Source organism: Pseudomonas frederiksbergensis (genome assembly GCF_900105495.1).
In the GTDB taxonomy this organism is placed as follows: domain Bacteria; phylum Pseudomonadota; class Gammaproteobacteria; order Pseudomonadales; family Pseudomonadaceae; genus Aquipseudomonas; species Aquipseudomonas frederiksbergensis.
In genome coordinates, this window is record NZ_FNTF01000002.1 from 3975948 (window position 1) to 3994307 (window position 18360).

Here is an 18360-nt window from a genome sequence, read left to right on the forward strand (position 1 = left end):
GCTTAATAGGAAAGGTCTTGTTCTCCAACGGATCAATCACTATGTCAGCGGTACAGGGTCATTGGCGCGAAGTATCCGAGCAAACTTTGCCGGCGGCAACTTATTTAAATGACGGTGTTAGAACTACCAGCCAGTTGATTATCATCGTCGAACGCAAGGAAGACTGGGCCTCCTACTTCCCCAGTGAAGACATCGTGACGGCACAGGAATATCTCGAAAAAACCCGTGATGACGAGCGGGGCAAGCGGGTCCAGGTGATCAACCTATGCCGCAGCTACAAATACCTGGGGCACGGCTACTACTGCTCGTTGCTGGCCGAAGCCCGCGGACACAAGGTAATTCCGTCGGTGCGGACCATCAGCGAACTGACTCGAAAGTCCTTGTATGGCCTGGCCCTGGATGATCTGGATAAAACCCTGGAAAAAGCCCTCAGTCATCATCTTTACAGTGACACCGAAGGTTTTACCCTGACGCTGTACTTTGGCAAGACTCATATCGAGCCGTTACAGGATCTGGCGCGACAGTTGTTTGAAGTCTTCCCGTGTCCGATATTGTTAGTTGAGTTTCGTCGAACTAACGGCTGGCATATTGACGGGATAAAGTCCGGTGCCTTGCATAAGTTACGCGAAGATCAGGAAGATCAGTTCGCCCACTCACTCGACAGTTTCAGTCGCAAGATCTGGCGAATACCGCGCTCCCGCCGTGTGGCCCGTTATGACCTGGCCATCCTGCACGATCCCCAGGAAGCGTTGCCGCCGTCGAATGCCAAGGCGCTGGACAACTTCGTCAGGGTTGGCAAAACGTTGGGCATCGACGTCGAGCTGATCGAACGCAAGGACTACGCACGTATTGCCGAATACGACGGTCTGTTGATCCGCGAGACGACCAGCGTCGACAACCACACCTACCGGTTCGCCAAGAAAGCCGAGAGCGAAGGGCTGGTCGTGATGGACGATCCGGCGTCGATTCTGCGTTGCACCAACAAGGTGTACCTGACCGATCTGCTCAAGAGTCATCAGTTAGGCATGCCCGCCACCGAGATTCTCTACAAAGAGCGACCGGAAGACTTTGAGCGGGTCGGCGAGCGCCTCGGTTTCCCGTTGGTGTTGAAGATCCCCGACGGCTGTTTCTCTCGGGGCGTGATCAAGGTCGAAAGCCAGCAGGCCTTGCTCGAAGCCACGGCCGAACTGTTCGAGCATTCGGTGCTGTTGCTGGCTCAGGAGTTCTTCTACACCGAATATGACTGGCGCATCGGCGTGCTCAACCGCAAACCCATTTTTGCCTGCCAGTACTTCATGTCCAAGGGCCATTGGCAGATCTACAACCATAAGGCCAAGGGTCAGGACATCAACGGTGAATGCCGTACCCTGGCGGTTCACGAAGCGCCGCGGGCGGTGGTGGAATTGGCGGTGAAGACCGCGAACCTGATTGGCGATGGCCTCTACGGTGTCGACCTCAAGCAATCCGGCGACAAAGTGGTGGTGATCGAGGTCAACGATAACCCCAACATGGACGCCGGTATCGAAGACGCTTACTTGCAGGACGATCTGTATTCACTGGTGCTGGAAGAGTTCGTCCGTCGCCTTGAACTCAAGCGCCGCGGCCAGGCCTGGTGAGCGGCCGATGATCAAGAGCTTTCAACTGATCCACGGCGCCCTGCACAAAGTCGAACGGCTGGACGCCGAAGTGATGCTCTTCAGCAACCCCGACGCCGCCGAGCGGGACTTGCTGCACAGCCATTTCAAGCTCGATGAACACGCCCTGGCCTCGGCCCTGGACCCCGACGAGGTGTCACGCATCGAGTTTCACCCCGACAACCTGTTCCTGATCTGGAAACGCCCGGAAAACTATTCCGGTGCCGGCAGCCTGGCTTTTGAAGTGTCGTCCTGCGGTTTGCTGTTTTCCGAGCACCGTTTGCTGGTGATCGCCACCGACGACTCGCCGCTCAGCGGCCTCGGCCTGCGCCAACCTCTGAACACGCCGCTGGATGTGTTGCTCGACCTGTTGTTCAACAACATCCATCACTACTTGGGCCACCTGAAGGTGATCAAACTGGTTGCCCGGGAGTTGCAGCAGAAATTCAACGCGTCGATGCAGAACCAGCACCTGATCCAGATGTTCAACCTCAGCGAAAGCCTGATCTATTACATCAACGCGATTCACAGCAACGGCGCCGTCCTGACCCGGTTGCGCAATCACGCCGCCAAGGAACATTTCAGCGCCGAAGCCATTGGCCTGATCGACGACCTGATCATCGAAAACAACCAGTGCTACAAGCAGGCGGAAATCTACTCCACAGTGTTCTCCGGGCTGATCGACGCCCGGGGCAACCTGATGAACAACAGCATGAACAACCTGCTGCGCAAACTGACGTTGATCAATGTGGTGTTTCTGCCGCTGAACCTGATTGCAAGTATCGGCGGCATGTCCGAGTTCAGCATGATGACGGCGGGCGTGCCATGGTGGGTTTCGTATCCGCTGTTTCTGAGCGCGATGATAGTGGGGGCTGGAATGATGGTGCTGGGGCTCAGACGGTTGGCGAAGTGACGGCCGTTCTCCGATCCTGCAGGCCACGGACCACGAGGTATACCAGCGGCCCGATGGAGACGAAAACAGCGGTGATCAAAAGGTAGGGAACCACCGACCACCCCGACCATCCGCGCTTGCGCGCATCCGAGTACATCCAGATGCCCGCGAGCGTCGCCAGCAGGTACAAATCAATCACCACCTGCGCCGTGTCGGGGCGCGACATCAGGCCGATGCCGAAATCGATCAATGACTGTTCGGCTTGCAGCATCACCGAAACGGTGTAGCCGGCGAACGCGATCAAGGCAATGAGGGGCAGGGCGACAGACTTCATGTTTCCTTCCTTGGGATGATGAGTAGAGTCGCCAGCCTACAGAGGCCGAGTAAAATTGGCCATTGACTTGCCATCAACGCCCGGCTAATTTCCGGGCATGACTTCCACTGTATTGCGCTGCCAGCCAAGCATTATTACCGCCATTCCTTATTTGGCGGGCTAGCTCACGACTGCAGCACCCAACCCGCCCTAGAGGCGGGTTTTTACTTTCTGCCTCCTGGGTTTTCGATCAACGTCAGGAGACGACCATGAGCAGCAGCACAGCCCAGCAAACCTTGCTTGAGCATTACGTGAAAAAGATCCTCGCCGCGCCCGTGTATGAGCTCGCGGTGCGTACGCCGCTGCAACCGGCGCCAGCGTTGTCCGAGGCGCTCGGCAATCAGATCCTGCTCAAGCGCGAAGACCTGCAACCGACCTTTTCCTTCAAGATCCGCGGTGCCTACAACAAACTGGTGCAGTTGAGCGATGAGCAAAAGGCATGCGGCGTGATCACCGCTTCGGCGGGCAATCATGCCCAGGGCGTAGCGCTGGCAGCACGTGAATTGGGGATCGCCGCGACCATTGTGATGCCGCGCACGACACCGGAATTGAAGGTGCTCGGTGTTCGCAGTCGGGGGGCTGACGCCGTGCTGCACGGCGAGAGTTTTCCGTTTGCCCTGGACTATGCGCTGAACCTGGCACGGCAAACCGGTCGCACCTTTGTCTCGCCTTTCGACGACCCGGATGTGATCGCCGGTCAGGGCACCGTCGCCATGGAAATCCTGCGTCAGCATCAAGGTCCGCTGGATGCAATCTTTGTCCCGGTGGGCGGAGGTGGCTTGATCGCGGGCATTGCAGCGTATGTCAAATACTTGCGACCTGAAGTCCGCATCATCGGTGTCGAGTCGGAGCATTCCGCGTGTTTATCCGCGGCATTACAGGCTGGCGAGCGAGTTGTCCTGCCGAGCGTAGGCACTTTCGCCGACGGTGTCGCCGTCGCCCAGATCGGTGCTTATGGTTTCGAGGTCTGCCAGTTTTGCGTCGATGAAGTGTTGACGGTCAGCAACGACGAACTCTGCACCGCCATCAAGAATATCTACGACGATACCCGCTCGATCACCGAACCTTCCGGCGCCTTGGCCGTGGCCGGCATCAAGAAATACGTAGCGCAGACCGGCGCCCGTGGTCAGACGCTGGTCGCGATCGACTCGGGCGCCAATATCAATTTCGACAGTTTGCGTCATGTGGCCGAGCGCGCCGCATTGAGCGACGTCCCGGCGTGAGCGGTGTCAGGCCAGCAGCGGGCGCAGGAAGGTCCGCTCATAGCTGACGATAAACTTCTTTTCGACCAGCGAAGCTACGAGCGCGGCGCTTTCGGCGTCGGTCATCGCGATATGCCGGTAGCTTTCGTAATCTGCCAGCGAAGGAAAGCTGAACAGGCAGTAGGCGATATTGCTCGCGCCCTCGGAAGGCAGGAAGTACCCGTGGTGCGTACCACCCAAACGTTCGACGATGCCGAGCCAGGCTTTGGCGTAGGCTTCGAACTCGCTGAGTTGATACGGATCGATCACATATTTGACGTGGCAGGTAATCAAATTGGCGCTCCTGTAACGGGATAGAACGGTTATTCCTGGACGGCTTTCTCGACCTTGCTCGACGCCGACCAGATCCGGTAGCGGACTTCGACGTCTTTAGGCACGTAGAGCACGATCGGCAGTTTGCTGTTGTAGCGCAGCAGGAAACCGTCACCGACCACCGGTACAAAGTCCTTTTTGCTCTTGCCGTCCGGGCAGGCCATCTGCGTACTCATCGGGCCGATGACTTTTTCCAGTCGGTAGAACGGGTAGCCCCAGCCTTCGAGGTTTTTCTCCTCGAGAATGCCACCCAGGCGTTGGCGATTGCAGTCGACGGCCAGGGTTTTGCCGGCGAGGATTTCGACCTGGTAGCCGTCTTCCTGAGTCTGTGGGGCAAGGTGAATGACCTGGCGGGTGAAACCGCTGTCAGCTTTGGGGAATGGGGCGACCTCTTCGAGTTTCGCGGCGTGCGCAGCGAACGACAGGCCAGCAACTATTAGCCCAACGGTATTGATGTGGATCAACGAACCCATGATTGCCTCCTTGCTTGTGAGTGGTGTCAGCAGATACTGATTGCCAGGCCGCATTCTTACTGCCGTCAGCTGTGAATGCAAACTCAAGGAGGTGTGCCAATTCCAGCGGCACAATGGGCCGGCCTTGCAGGTCGCATGAGGCCGTTTGGCACTAGTTTCGCTAAATCGTTGATTTACCGATGAGCTGCAGTGCGAAATCCAAGGCGTATTTTATGCTGTAGCTGGTCTTAAGCTGATCGGGGGATTTCCTTGCGTCAGTTTCGATAGTGTCGTTTGGCAGTCTCACTTTAAGGAGAGGGGTCACCATGTTTCTTTCTGCCTTGGAACTTCGCAATATCATTGAAAGCAGTTTTTTGCCGAAACGTTGTCAATGCACGCTGTCGCCGGACCTGTCGATGACCGTGAAGGTGTATTCCGATCGGGAAACCGACCATCTCGATCTCATGGTGACCGGAATAAATGCCAAGAGGCTAAATGGTTGCCGCGAAATCAATGACCTGATCGCCGGGCTGCGCTCTGACATGCAGCACCAAACCATGGCCCAGGCCCTGCATCCAGACAGAAAAGCGCTTTAACCCGCGGCTTCGAATTCCACCGACGCACGCCAGGTCTGGAAAATCACCAGACCCAGCGCCAGTTCGATCAGACCGTTCAATCAGTTCTGATAACTGCAGGCGTCAGAAAGTTTACGGTATGAGATTTGAGCAGGTTTGCCCGAGGTGCTATCGATGTACTTCATGTCGGCTGTGACCACTTGGCAGTCCTGTGTCGACGGTTCGGTCAAGGCAATGACCTTGCCCACGTGCAGCGGCATACCATAGTGGTATGGCACCGCCTGGGAGCTCGAAGTGTCATTGGCCTGGGCCAGACCGGCAAACGCGGTGCAGGCGAGAGCGCTGGTAACCAGCAAGGTGCGCATGTTCATGAACGATCTCCGATGCAGGCTTGAAGTAAGCTCGACGTTCAAGCGTCGAACCTGCCGCACTGGGCGTCAGAGAACTCTGAGGGCGTGCGGTCCAGTAAAGTTTTGGACCGCGAGGTTAAGCAATGGTTAACCCGACTGAATGCCGCCTGTCGTGAGGAGGCCATCAGCCTCAGCGAAGATCCAACTGATGGCGATACGGCAAATCCGGCCCGGTCTTACTGCAGGTCAGCGCTGCCGCCTGCACTGCAAATTTGAGCATGCCGTCGATCTGCTCACGGCTCAGTTGCTGCACGCCCTCAACCGAATCCAGCTGCTGCTCCGTCAGCCAGGTAATCAATGCCGCCTGAAACGTATCGCCCGCGCCCACGGTGTCGGCGATTTTCACTGAACTCGCCGGTACCGACCATGAACCATGGGCACGACTGAACACCGTCGCCCCCTCGCCACCACGGGTCAGAAATACCAACTGACAGCGATGCTGCAGCCAGCCTTGAATGACCCGTTGCGGATCCTGCTCGGGGTACAACAGGCTCAAATCCTCATCGCTGACTTTGATCAGGTCGGCCAACTCAACCAAGGTGGCAACCCGAGAGCGCCACAGATCGATACTTGGCTCAGGATTGAGCCGCACGTTGGGGTCCAGGCTGATCAAGCGTTTACCGCTTTCCCGTTGCACCAAGGCCAACAGCGTGTCGGCAATCGGTTGTACCACCAGCGAAAACGAACCGATGTGCAGGCCGCGCACTTCAGATCCCAGTTCTGGCAGATGCTCGGTTTTCAGCTGACGATCCGCGCAGCCTTCACCCCGGAAGCTGTAATGCGGCGAACCATTGGCCCCGACCGCCACCATCGCCAGAGTCGTAGGCGCTGCGAAATCCACCAGGTAATCCGGGCGCACACCTTCATCCTGCAGCACCTGCTGCAAGCGCCGACCGAGGTAGTCGGTGGACAGGCCGGCAAACAGCGCCGCATCCACCCCCAAACGACGCAAACCCACCGCCACGTTGAACGGCGAGCCGCCGGCAATCGCCTTGAAATTCACTTTTGACGCCAGGCCGCTGGCGTCCTCTTCACTGAAGAAATCGAACAGCGCTTCGCCACACACCAGGTACATAGTTATTTACTCTTTAAAGGGTTGCGACATGCTGTTGATAGCGTTCGTAGGCCTGCTGACAGGCCGCCACATTGTCGGCGATCGGCAAGGTTTCGCTGGCTGGATCGAGCTTCACGCAGCGTTTGCATAGATCCTCCAGGCTGTCTTCATGCCCGTTTTCCCAAGACTTGCACCACGCTGCCTGAATCGCGGCGCCAAGGGCCGCGGCTTCGCTTTGTTCGGTGCAGATGACTGGGGTGTTCATGATGTCGGCGACGATCTGCCGCCACACCGGGCTTTTCGAGCCGCCGCCGATCAGGCAAATGCTGCGGCTTTGTAAGCCATTCTGCCGCAGCAGGTCCAGCCCATAACGCAAACCGAAGGTCGTGCCTTCGACCACCGCGCGGCACAGGTTGGCCTGGGTCAGGTTGGTCATGGACAAGCCCAGCAGGCTGCCGGTGGCATGGGGCAGGGCGGGGACGCGCTCGCCGTTGAGGAATGGCAGCATGCACACGCCTTCGGCACCGATGGGGGCTTGCGCGACGAGGTCGTTGAACTGTTCGATATCCAGCTCGAACAGTTCGCGAATCACCCCGGTCGCGTTGGTCAGGTTCATCGTGCAGATCAGCGGCAGCCAGCCACCGCTGGAGGAACAGAACGTTGCGACGCAAGCGTCCGGACTGACTTTCGGCTGGTCGGCATAGGCGTACACCGTCCCCGAAGAACCGAGACTCATGGTGATAGCGCCTGGCTTGATGTTGCCGGTGCCGATGGCGCCCATCATGTTGTCGCCACCGCCGCTGGAGACCAGCGCCTGCGGGTTGATACCCAGGTGTTCAGCGATGCTCGGCAGTATCGTGCCGACGGCTTGATGAGCGTCTATCAACTCCGGCAGCGCAGCTTGCAGTCGCCCGGTGGCATCGATATCCCGCAGCAGCTGCAAGTCCCATTGGCGGGTACGCACGTTGAAATACCCGGTGCCCGAGGCGTCGCCGTATTCACTGCAACTGCGCCCGGTGAGCCAATAGTTGAGGTAGTCATGGGGCAGCAGGATGCGGGCGATCCGGGAAAAAACCAGCGGATGTTGTTCTTTGGTCCAGAGCAGTTTGGAGACGGTGTAGCCCGGCGCGATCACTACGCCGAGGCGTTCCAGCGAGCCTTTTTCGCCATCCAGATGGACCAGCAGACGGTCGTTTTCCGGGGTGGATTCGGTGTCACACCAGAGTTTGGCCGGGCGCAGCACCTGGCCCTGATCGTCGAGCAGCACCAGCCCGTGTTGCTGGCCGGAAACGCCGATGCCAAGGATGTCCTGGCCGTCGACCTTCGCCGCGAGCAATGCGCGGCGGGTGGCAAGCGCGAAGGCTTCCAGCCATTGGGCGGTGTCTTGCTCGCGGCGGCCGTTGGCGCCACTGATCAGAGTGTGGGCGGCAGCACCCTGGCCCAGCACCTGACCGCTGACGGCGTCGAGGATGATGGCTTTGGTGCCTTGGGTGCCGCAGTCGATGCCGAGGAATAAATGTTGGTTTGTCATGAATACACCCTGCCGAAGATCGTTCCCACGCTCTGCGTGGGAATGCAGCCCGGGACGCTCCGCGTCCCTTTCGCGAATTGGAACGCGGAGCGTCCCTTGAGGCATTCCCACGCAGAGCGTGGGAATGATCAGTTGGCGAGTACTCGTTCGAGGGTTGTTGTCACGCCGGCATCGCGCAAGCTGTTACAGCACCACTCAAACGCTGCCACAAACTCGGGCGAATGCGGGATCGCCGTTCCAAAAATCTCCTCAACCGCCAGCAACCGCTGCGTGATCAACGCATCATCCGCCACCAACGCCTGACAGAATTCCGCCCGTGGGTCAGGAACGCTGTAGGTCTGGCCATTCTCGTCCACGCCCTTCAAATACAATGCCCAAGCCGCTACTACCAACGCCGCCCGTTTGGTCTCCTGCCCATCCGCAATCAATCGATTGATCGTCGGCACCGTGAACTTGGGAAACTTCGACGAACCGTCCGAACACACGCGCTCCAGTTGATCGGCAATCGCCTGGTTGGAGAAGCGCGCCTCCAGGGTGTTCTTGTACTCGGTCAGGTCAATCCCCGGCACGGGTGACAGTTGCGGGGTCACGTCCAGGTCCATGTAGGCACGCATGTAGCGCACGAACAGCGGGTCGTTCATGGTTTCGTGAACGAAACGGTAACCCTTCAAGAACCCCAGGTAAGTGAGGGCGAGGTGACTGCCGTTGAGCAGTTTGATCTTCATCTCTTCATAAGGCGTGACGTCGTCAGTGAACTGCACGCCGACCTTTTCCCAGGCCGGCCGACCATTGACGAACTTGTCTTCCAGCACCCATTGCACAAACGGTTCGCAAACCACCGGCCAGGCATCGTCGATAGCGTGTTTATCGTGCAGTTGCAGCTTGTGTTCGGTGCTGGTCATCGGCGTGATGCGGTCGACCATCGCGTTCGGAAAACTGACATTTCTAGCGATCCAGTCCCGCAGATCGACATCGCGCAGGGCGGCGAACGCCAGTAACGCTTTGCGCGTGACTGAGCCGTTGTGCGGCAGGTTATCGCAGGACATCAAGGTGAACGCGGGCGTGCCGGCTGCACGGCGTTTAGCCAGCGCGGCACAGAGGAAACCGAACACGGTTTTCGGTGTGTTTGGGTGTGCCAGATCGTGCTGGATTTGCGGCAGCTGGGCCATGAACTCGCCGGTGCTGTCGTCGATGCAGTAGCCGCCTTCGGTAATGGTCAGCGAAACGATACGGATCTCGGGGCTGGCGAGTTTGTCGATCAGTGCTTGTGCGCCGTCTTCAGCCAACAGCATGTCGCGAATCGCACCGATCACTCGAACTTCGGTGTCGTCGGTATCGCCCAGCTCGAACAGGGTGAACAGGTAGTCCTGCTCTTTGAGATCGTCCCGGGCGCGGCGGTCTTCGGCGCGCAGGCCGACACCGCAAATCGCCCAGTCCAGACCTTCGCCGGCATTCATCAACGCATCGGTGTAATACGCCTGATGCGCCCGGTGGAAACCGCCGACGCCGATGTGCGCGATGCCTTGGCGAGTGTCGCTCAGGGTATAGGCCGGCAGGATCACCTCAGGGGCGAGGCGGTTGAGGTTGTGTTTATTGAGTTTCATCACAAGGTCTCGAAATCAGGCTGCAGCGCGCAACGGGCGGGTCAACGCCACGCCGTCGGCATCGAATAAATGGCAGTGTTCGGCGTCCAGATGCAGGCTCAGCGACTCGCCATAACGGCTGGCCAGGTCGCCGCGAACGCGCATGGTCAGGGCTTCGCCGGACGAGGTCACCACGTGGCAAAAGGTGTCGCTGCCCAGGCGTTCACTGACGTCGGCGGTGACCTGCAAGGTGCAGTCGCCGGTCTGCGCGAGATTCAGATGCTCCGGGCGAATGCCCAGGGTCACCGCACCGCCGACGCTCAGGTTGGCACCGCTCAGTGGCAAGGTGATGCGGGTGCCGGCGTCCAGCAGCACTTCGCAGCGCTGGCTTTCGACGCGGGTGACTTTACCCTTGAGGAAGCCCATTTTCGGCGTGCCGAGGAACCCGGCGACAAACAGGTTGGCCGGTTGGTGATACAGGTCCAGCGGCGAGCCGACTTGTTCGACTTTGCCGCCATTGAGTACCACGACTTTGTCGGCCATGGTCATGGCTTCGACCTGGTCGTGGGTCACGTAGATCATCGTGGCTTTGAGTTCTTTGTGCAGGCGCAGCAGTTCCAGGCGCATCTGCACCCGCAGGGCGGCGTCGAGGTTGGACAGTGGCTCATCGAACAGGAAGATCTTCGGATTGCGCACGATGGCTCGGCCGATGGCCACGCGCTGACGCTGACCGCCGGACAACTGTTTCGGTTTACGTTCGAGCATTGGCCCCAGTTCGAGGATGCGCGCCGCTTCGCCGACTTTCTTCTCGACCTCGGCTTTCGGTACGCCCGCCAGGTCGAGGGCAAACGACATGTTTTTGCGCACGCTCATGTGTGGGTACAGGGCGTAGGTCTGGAACACCATCGCCAGGTCGCGCTTGGCCGGGCTGACTTCGGTGATGTCGCGGCCATCGAGTTCGATGGTGCCGCCGCTGACTTCTTCCAGGCCGGCGATCAGGCGCAGCAGGGTGGATTTGCCGCAGCCCGACGGGCCGACGAACACCACGAACTCGCGGTCGTTCACTTCCAGGTCGATGCCTTTGATGATGGAAAAGCCTTCGAAGCCTTTTTGCAGATTCTTGATTTTCAGGTTGGCCATGATGATGGGCCTCCACTTGTTGTTATTCAGTTGAGCCGTGTGGGCTTTTCTGTAGGAGTGAGTCTGTTCGCGATGAGGCCGTGTCAGTCGACATCACTGTTGAATGACATTCCGCCATCGCGAGCAGGCTCGCTCCTACAGTGGTCGCATTGAGTCGGCGATCTTCATTTCACGGCGCCGAACGACAGGCCGCGGACCAATTGTTTCTGGCTGATCCAGCCGAAGATCAGGATCGGTGCGCAAGCCAGGGTCGACACCGCCGACAACTTGGCCCAGAACAGACCTTCGGGACTTGAGTAGGAGGCAATCAACGCAGTGAGCGGCGCGGCTTTCGACGAGGTCAGGTTCAGCGACCAGAATGCCTCGTTCCAGCACAGGATCAGCGACAGCAAAACCGTCGATGCCAGGCCGCCCTTGGCGATCGGCAGCAGCACCCGGACCATCTCCTGCCACAACGTGGCACCGTCGAGGCGCGCGGCTTCGAGGATGTCCTTGGGGATGTCCTTGAAGTAGGTGTAAATCATCCAGACCACGATCGGCAGGTTGATCAGCGTGTAGATCACGATCAGCGCGATGCGCGTGTCGAGCAGGCCGAAACTCTTGGCCAGCAGGTAGATCGGCATCAGCACGCCCACCGGTGGCAGCATCTTGGTGGAGAGCATCCACAGCAGCGTACCCTTGGTGCGCTGGGTTTCGTAGAACGCCATCGAGTACGCCGCCGGCACCGCGATCAGCAGGCTCAGGGCCGTAGCGCTGAACGAAATCACCACCGAGTTCCAGGCGAAGCTGAAGTAATCGCTGCGCTCGTTGATGTGCAGGTAGTTCTCCAGCGTCGGCGTGAAGAGGAACTGCGGCGGCGTGGCGAACGCGTCGATTTCGGTTTTGAAACTGGTCATCACCATCCAGAAGATCGGGAAGAAGATCAGGATCGCGATGGCCCAGGCCAGGGTGCCGAGCAGCAGGCTTTGCAGACGGCGGGATTGTTGAAGGGTCATGGCGCAGGCCTCAGGCTTTGTCTGTCAGGTTTTTGCCGATCATGCGCACCAGCACGATGGCTGCGATGTTGGCGATCACCACCGCGATCAAACCGCCGGCGGACGCCATGCCGACGTCGAACTGCACCAGCGCCTGGTTGTAGATCAGGTAGGCGAGGTTGGTCGAGGCGTAGCCGGGGCCGCCGTTGGTGGTGGTGAAGATTTCGGCGAACACCGAGAGCAGGAAGATGGTTTCGATCATCACCACCACGGCAATCGGCCGTGCCAGGTGCGGCAGGGTCAGGTGCCAGAAAATCGCGATCGGCCCGGCACCGTCGAGGCGCGCGGCTTCCTTTTGTTCCTGGTCGAGGGACTGCATGGCAGTCATCAGGATCAGGATCGCGAACGGCAGCCATTGCCAGGACACGATGATGATGATCGACAGCAGCGGGTAGTGCGCCAGCCAGTCCACCGGTTGCGCGCCGAACAGCTTCCAGACATAGGCGAGAATCCCCGACACCGGATGGAAAATCAGGTTCTTCCAGATCAGCGCGCCGACGGTGGGCATGATGAAAAACGGCGAGATCAGCATCACCCGTACGATGCCGCGACCGAGGAATTCACTGGCCTCCAGCAGCGCACTGATCAACACGCCGAACACCACGCTGATCAGCAGCACGCTGCCGACCAGCAACAAGGTGTTGGTGGCGCCGGGTATGAAGCCCGAGTCGCTGAGGAAGTAGCTGAAGTTCTCAAGCCCGACGAACTCGTTTTCACCAGGGTAGAGCAGGTTGTAGCGGATCAGCGAAAAGTAAACGGTCATGCCCAGCGGCACGATCATCCACAGCAGCAACAACGCCACCGAGGGACTGACCAGGAACCAGCCGGGATTGGCCAACCGGCTTTTACGCACCGGTTGGGAAATGTCCATGTGAGCTTTGGCAGTTGAAATATTCATGGCGATAGAACCGATTAAGAACAGACAAATGAAGATCAACTATGGGAGCGGGCTTGTGGGCGAGGGAGCTTGCTCCCGCTGGGGCGCGAAGCGGCCCCAAAAGCTTTGCGACTGCTGCGCAGTCGAGCGGGAGCAAGCTCCCACGCCACACAAGCAGTTCCCACATTGGTAGCGGGGGTTACTTGGGATAACCGGCGCGCTTCATTTCACGTTCGGTGGTTGACTGGGCAGCGGTCAGCGCCTGGTCGACCGTGGTCTGGCCGATCAGCGCTGCCGAGAACAATTTGCCGACCTGGGTGCCCACGGCCTGGAATTCAGGAATGGTCACCAACTGAATGCCGATATAGGGCACGGGCTTGAGGGTCGGCTTGCTCGGATCCGCGGCTTTCAGCGATTCAAGAGTCACCTTGGCGAACGGCGCAGCCTTCATGTAGGCATCGCTGTACGTCGATGCGCGGGTACCTGGCGGCACGTTGGCAATGCCGTCTTTCTCGGCAACCAACGCTCCGTATTCCTTGGAAGTGGCCCAGGCGCTGAAGGTTTTCGCCGCGTCCTTGGCCTTGGAACTGGTCGGAATTGCCAGCGCCCAGGAATACAACCAGGCTGAACCCTTATCGGTAGTCTCGTGCGGTGCGTAGGTGAAACCGACGTGGTCACTCACCTTGCTTTGGGTCTTGTCAGTAACGAAGGAGCCGGCGACGCTGGCATCCACCCAGATCGCGCATTTGCCGCTGTTGAACAGCGCGAGGTTTTCATTGAAACCGTTGCTCGATGCGCCCGGCGGACCGGATTTCTTCATAGTGTCGACGTAGAAGTTCAGCGCGTTTTTCCACTCGGGGCTGGTGAATTCCGGCTTCCATTGCTCATCGAACCAGCGCGCACCATAGGCATTGGCGACGGTGGTGATCAGCGCCATGTTCTCGCCCCAACCGGCCTTGCCGCGCAGGCAGATGCCGTACTGTTCTTTATCCTTATTGGTGAGTTTGCCGGCGAATTCGCTGATTTGGGTCCAGGTCGGGTGCTCGGGCATGGTCAGCCCGGCTTCCTTGAACAGGTCGGTGCGGTAATAGGTGATGGAGCTTTCGGCGTAGAAGGGCAAAGCGTACAGCGAGCCCTTGACCGACAAGCCTTCACGCACCGATGGGAACACGTCGTCGAGGGCATAACTGGCCGGCAAGTCCTTCATTGGCTCCAGCCAGCCTTTGCCGCCCCAGAGTGCGGCTTCGTACATGCCAATGGTCAGAACATCGAACTGTCCGCCCTGGGTTGCGATGTCGGTGGTCAGGCGTTGGCGCAGGACGTTTTCTTCCAGCACCACCCAATTGAGCTTGATGTCCGGATGCTCGGCCTCGAAGGTTTTCGAGAGTTTTTGCATGCGGATCATGTCGCTGTTGTTGACGGTGGCGATGGTCAGGGTCTGGGCGCCGAGGCTGACGCTGCTGAGGGTCATGCAGGTAAGGGCAAGCAGAGCTTTTACAGAAGGTTGCATCGTGCACTCCTTTTCTGCACCCGGCGGGTTACAGAAGGACAGTTATTGTTTTTGTGTCTTCCTGCGGGGGGAAGAATGTGCACTGATTACAGCCTTCAATTGATGACGTGACAAATCATCCATCGCACTTGAATCGATACTATTTTGCACTGGACTTTGAGGGGGGAGGTGCAGGGAACGGGTTTTCAGCAGTTAACGCCTATTGAATCCGTACAGGTTTCAGTGTGAAAACAGGTCTTAACCTGTGGGAGCGAGCCTGCTCGCGATGACTTCGTGTCAGTCAACATCACTGTTGAATGATCCACCCTTTCGCGAGCAGGCTCGCTCCCTCAGGGATTTGTATTTACCCAAGGTTTTGTTCGGTCAACCGCTGCACCGCCAACCGCCGGTAATGCGAGGGCGTCATGCCCTTGAGTTGCTGAAAGCGCCGATTGAAGTTGGAAATATTGTTGAAGCCCGACTCGAAGCACACATCGGTCACCGGTTTGTTGCCATCGGCCAGCAACTCGCAGGATTTGCTGATCCGCAGGCGATTGACGAATTCGATGAAGCAGCGGCCGGTGGCTTGTTTAAACACTCGACTGAAATAAGTCGGCTTCATGCCCAAGTGCTCGGCGACTTCTTCCAGCGGCAGTTCCCGAGCGTAATGCGCGAAGATGTAATCCACCGCCCGGTTGGTGCGATCGATATTGTGCTCGTCGGCCAATTGCGGTGTCGTGGCTCCGGACAGCAACTGAAAATCGTCAGAGGCGGCCAGCAACTCCAGCAGAATGAAAAAGTGCCCGAGACGCGTCACGCCTTGGGTATCGGCGATACGCTGCATCAAGGTCATGGCCTGGCGGATGGTGCGCTTGCAGCGAAACTCGATGCCGTACTGGGCGCGCTCCAACAGTGGCGCCAGTGCCTTGAGCTCGGCAAACACCAAGTGGCCGCTGTCGAACAACTCGTCCGTGAAATTGACCAGCATGTCGCGCTTGGGCACCACTTCGTCTTCGGCCACCTGGCTGATCCAGTTGTGGGGCAGGTTGGGGCCGGTGAGGAACAGCGATTCCGGATAGAAATTACCGATGTAGTCACCGATGAACACTTTGCCGGAACTGGCGACGATCAGGTGCAGTTCGTATTCCTTGTGAAAATGCCAACGCACCAGCGGGCAAGGGAATCCGTGCTGACGGTAGATGATGGACAACCCGTTGTGGTCGTCCATCAATTCGTAGGAGGGGTCTGTCACGCGGGCTGTTCGAGTCATGTCAGGATGCTTTTCTTGTTATCGCTGCTCGATCATGCCTCTTTTGGCGCCTTCTGTGCCAGCCTGCCACGACTTTGCCTAACGGGGGACCCGATCGCGCGCTTTCATCAGGTTTACCGTTCGGCAATAAGAGACGATGTTGGACTCTTCAATAAAATCGACGTTGATGATGTTGCATTTTGACGCCCAGTCGCTGTTATTCGGATCGAACCAGGAATTAAGCTCGTCATGAATATCCACGGGGCCACCGAGCGCGCTGTAACTGGTGGCGGAAAGTGACCACGGTGCCCCTGTGCCCGGCGGGTATTTCAGTACATTAATAATGTGCTGCTTCAAATCAGCGACATTGGTGATACCGCTGCCAGACCATTTGTGCCTGATCTGTTCGTGAAATACAGTTCGATCAAGAGCACTGTGCCATGGGGTCGCGATCAGTATTCTTTGCAGTGGGCTGATTTGCTTGAGTCTCTCAAGGCTCAGGCTCTGGTTTTGGACAGGAATCATCCGATGGTCGATAAATCTCAACATCATGTCGTTGAAGTATTTGAAATCAAATGGATGCTCGCCATTCTTGAGTTGGTGAAAGTCCACAATGACAAACTCATCCGGGTTTTCCGTAAGAAATCTATTTAGGTCGGTTATCAGTTCGCCCAGCGTGCGGTTAGAGCGATGACTGTCATGTGTAAATATGAATTTTCCTAACCCTGGGGCAGTGGCGTCATAAATCAGACGGGCGTCAAGTGCTCGGGACCCATGACACAGTTGGCTATAGAACGACTTATGCTGACAAGCCACCCAGTGCGGGGGAGGGCCGAACAAAGGCCAGGGCGCTTTCCAGTCGCAGCCAGCGTTATGAGTGCCAGGCAGAGTCAGTTCGCTGAGCGATAAAGTGTTAATGGCTGGCGTGGCGGACATCCAGTTGTTATTGGCGTAGTTGCTCATTTAATGCATCCTTGCATTAATTTATAAGAAGAGTTGAGGGTGCCGAACTTAAACAAGTCTGGCTGAATATTTATAAGGTTGAGTGCTGGATTTGGTCAATAACAGTGATAATGCAAAATATTTGTTGTTGGTATAAGTTCTATAATGGGTTCCGATTCTTTGCTTCAATCCATTGCGCCATGTATTGCGTGCTTCTGTGGTGATGATGGCGCAACATACTTCCCGTAAAGTTGTCATTTCTAAGTTGTGCCAGATGTTGTTGGCAATACAACAACTTTTCAATCAGCGCCGGACCATGCTCCGATTGTCGATAACGCGCGACGAGCAACGATTGCCCAAGGGATTGAGCGTCCGTCCACAGAGCTTCATCCTTGTACAGCTGAACCGCGCACTCGGCGAACGCCTGTGCTGTTCGGGTCACAGCCCCCGGCCAGCGTTGTTCGCCATGCATTGCTTCTGCGCCGATTGGCGTGGTGATCGTGGGCGTGCCGCATAACATGGCGTCGACAATTTTGCCTTTGATGCCGGCACCAAAGCGTAGGGGCGCAAGACAAATCCGTGCGCCAGACATGACTTTTAACGCATCTTGCGCCCAGTTCATCACATGAAAGCCCTGGCCGGGGTTGTGCAATGCAGTCGCTTTGGGCGGCGTGTAAGCACCGTAAATGTGCAATTGAGCCTTGGGCAGTTGTTCGCGAATCAGCGGCCAGATAGTGGTTTTCATCCAGAGCACCGCATCCCAGTTCGGCGCATGACGGAAGTTGCCGATGCTGAGAAAGTGCGCGCGGTCGCCAAAAGAAACCGGCGGCACGCTCGGTAGATCGACCATCAGCGGACACCAGTGCAGCAAGTGGCGCGGCAGTTTGAATTGCTCGACCAGCAATTCGATCTCCACTTCGGAAACCATCAGGTTCAAGTCGCAACGATAAATCGCTGCGATTTCCCGTTTGGCCAGATCGGTCTCGGCCATGAGCTCAAACTCTTCCCGTAACGCTGGCGCGAACAGTTCACTGAAGTCATTGGTGTCGTCATTCGCCTTCAAACGCTCCTTGAGGCGTTGATGGCGGGCATCTCGCAGGCTTTGCAGGTCAGAAGTCTCAAGCACACGCAAGGCATCGGGGCAGTGCTTCTCAACTCGCCAGCCGAACTGTTCTTCCATCATGAACCGATCGAACAAAACGATATCCGGAGCCAGTTCGCTGATGAACCTGTCGAAACTGCTGTTGTTCAATTCGATCGGGACTTCGCGAATGCCCAACACCGTCAGGTCTGCCCGATGCTCACCGGAGCTGGCCGGACTACTGAAAGTAATGTCCCAGCCTTGCTGCAAGAAGGTCTCGAGAATTTGCATCATGTGCCCACCCGCCGCTGAAGAGCAGGGCTCGGGCCAGACGTAACCGATGACCAGGACTTTGGTTGCGAGGGGCTGGGTCATGAACAGTGATCCTTTGCAGCAAGCGAGGGGGCAAAAAAGGGCGCAATTAAACCACAGTACAGTAGTGGTCGCATGCGCCCGGTATCGGTAACTCG

The 18360-nt window shown here is 57.7% G+C and carries 18 protein-coding genes; 4 read left to right on the top strand and 14 right to left on the bottom strand.

Features of this window, described 5'->3' with window-relative positions; genetic code table 11:
• The first annotated feature begins 41 nt into the window (after window positions 1-41).
• Together BLW70_RS18840 and BLW70_RS18845 are read left to right on the top strand one after the other, a co-directional pair.
• The gene (locus tag BLW70_RS18840) at window positions 42-1616 is read left to right on the top strand and encodes a RimK family protein (RefSeq protein ID WP_074876443.1); all 1575 of its coding nucleotides are present in this window, start codon (window positions 42-44) and stop codon (window positions 1614-1616) included.
• Window positions 1617-1623: 7 nt separating this feature from the next.
• Window positions 1624-2547 carry a magnesium transporter CorA family protein gene (locus BLW70_RS18845; protein ID WP_074876445.1) on the top strand — a complete coding sequence of 308 codons (924 nt, stop codon included), beginning with the start codon at window positions 1624-1626 and terminating at the stop codon, window positions 2545-2547.
• On the opposite strand, the gene BLW70_RS18850 is transcribed toward BLW70_RS18845, so the two are convergent.
• The gene (locus tag BLW70_RS18850; RefSeq protein WP_074876447.1) at window positions 2528-2860 is read right to left on the bottom strand and encodes a DUF2834 domain-containing protein; all 333 of its coding nucleotides are present in this window, start codon (window positions 2858-2860) and stop codon (window positions 2528-2530) included. The genes BLW70_RS18845 and BLW70_RS18850 overlap by 20 nt on opposite strands.
• Window positions 2861-3108: 248 nt before the next feature.
• On the opposite strand from BLW70_RS18850, the gene ilvA reads away from it, so the two are divergent.
• Complete coding sequence (gene ilvA, locus BLW70_RS18855; protein WP_074876449.1) at window positions 3109-4122, top strand: threonine ammonia-lyase, biosynthetic; 1014 nt, start codon at window positions 3109-3111, stop codon at window positions 4120-4122.
• A 6-nt stretch (window positions 4123-4128) separates the two neighbouring features.
• Here the strand turns inward: ilvA and BLW70_RS18860 are convergent, their stop codons facing one another.
• Window positions 4129-4434 (bottom strand): NIPSNAP family protein, encoded by a 306-nt coding sequence (locus tag BLW70_RS18860; RefSeq protein ID WP_074876451.1) that lies wholly within the window; start codon window positions 4432-4434, stop codon window positions 4129-4131.
• Window positions 4435-4463: 29 nt separating this feature from the next.
• Window positions 4464-4946, bottom strand: coding sequence for a serine protease inhibitor ecotin (eco, locus tag BLW70_RS18865; RefSeq protein ID WP_074876453.1), 483 nt, complete (start codon window positions 4944-4946; stop codon window positions 4464-4466).
• Window positions 4947-5251: 305 nt separating this feature from the next.
• On the opposite strand from eco, the gene BLW70_RS18870 reads away from it, so the two are divergent.
• A complete protein-coding gene (locus BLW70_RS18870) occupies window positions 5252-5521 on the top strand; it encodes a DUF1652 domain-containing protein (RefSeq protein WP_074876455.1) in 270 nt (89 codons plus the stop codon).
• 80 nt (window positions 5522-5601) lie between these two features.
• On the opposite strand, the gene BLW70_RS18875 is transcribed toward BLW70_RS18870, so the two are convergent.
• The 11 genes from BLW70_RS18875 to BLW70_RS18925 form a co-directional block, all read right to left on the bottom strand.
• Window positions 5602-5871 carry a DUF2790 domain-containing protein gene (locus tag BLW70_RS18875; RefSeq protein ID WP_074876457.1) on the bottom strand — a complete coding sequence of 90 codons (270 nt, stop codon included), beginning with the start codon at window positions 5869-5871 and terminating at the stop codon, window positions 5602-5604.
• A gap of 169 nt (window positions 5872-6040) precedes the next feature.
• A complete protein-coding gene (locus tag BLW70_RS18880) occupies window positions 6041-6985 on the bottom strand; it encodes a carbohydrate kinase family protein (protein WP_074876458.1) in 945 nt (314 codons plus the stop codon).
• 13 nt (window positions 6986-6998) lie between these two features.
• Window positions 6999-8495, bottom strand: coding sequence for a xylulokinase (gene xylB, locus BLW70_RS18885; protein ID WP_074876460.1), 1497 nt, complete (start codon window positions 8493-8495; stop codon window positions 6999-7001).
• Window positions 8496-8623: 128 nt separating this feature from the next.
• Window positions 8624-10099: a mannitol dehydrogenase family protein gene (locus BLW70_RS18890; RefSeq protein ID WP_074876461.1), complete on the bottom strand. Its 1476-nt coding sequence runs from the start codon at window positions 10097-10099 to the stop codon at window positions 8624-8626.
• Between the two features lie 15 nt (window positions 10100-10114).
• A complete protein-coding gene (locus BLW70_RS18895; RefSeq protein ID WP_074876463.1) occupies window positions 10115-11218 on the bottom strand; it encodes an ABC transporter ATP-binding protein in 1104 nt (367 codons plus the stop codon).
• Window positions 11219-11382: 164 nt separating this feature from the next.
• Window positions 11383-12213 (bottom strand): carbohydrate ABC transporter permease, encoded by an 831-nt coding sequence (locus tag BLW70_RS18900; protein WP_074876465.1) that lies wholly within the window; start codon window positions 12211-12213, stop codon window positions 11383-11385.
• A 10-nt stretch (window positions 12214-12223) separates the two neighbouring features.
• On the bottom strand, window positions 12224-13123 hold the full coding sequence (locus BLW70_RS18905) for a carbohydrate ABC transporter permease (protein ID WP_235865042.1): 900 nt from the start codon (window positions 13121-13123) through the stop codon (window positions 12224-12226).
• A 205-nt stretch (window positions 13124-13328) separates the two neighbouring features.
• Window positions 13329-14639 (bottom strand): ABC transporter substrate-binding protein, encoded by a 1311-nt coding sequence (locus BLW70_RS18910; protein ID WP_074876467.1) that lies wholly within the window; start codon window positions 14637-14639, stop codon window positions 13329-13331.
• 343 nt (window positions 14640-14982) lie between these two features.
• Window positions 14983-15888 (bottom strand): AraC family transcriptional regulator, encoded by a 906-nt coding sequence (locus tag BLW70_RS18915; RefSeq protein ID WP_074876469.1) that lies wholly within the window; start codon window positions 15886-15888, stop codon window positions 14983-14985.
• A 78-nt stretch (window positions 15889-15966) separates the two neighbouring features.
• A complete protein-coding gene (locus BLW70_RS18920) occupies window positions 15967-16830 on the bottom strand; it encodes a phosphatidylinositol-specific phospholipase C domain-containing protein (RefSeq protein ID WP_074876471.1) in 864 nt (287 codons plus the stop codon).
• A gap of 139 nt (window positions 16831-16969) precedes the next feature.
• Window positions 16970-18265, bottom strand: coding sequence for a glycosyltransferase (locus BLW70_RS18925; RefSeq protein ID WP_074876473.1), 1296 nt, complete (start codon window positions 18263-18265; stop codon window positions 16970-16972).
• Window positions 18266-18360: the final 95 nt, after the last annotated feature.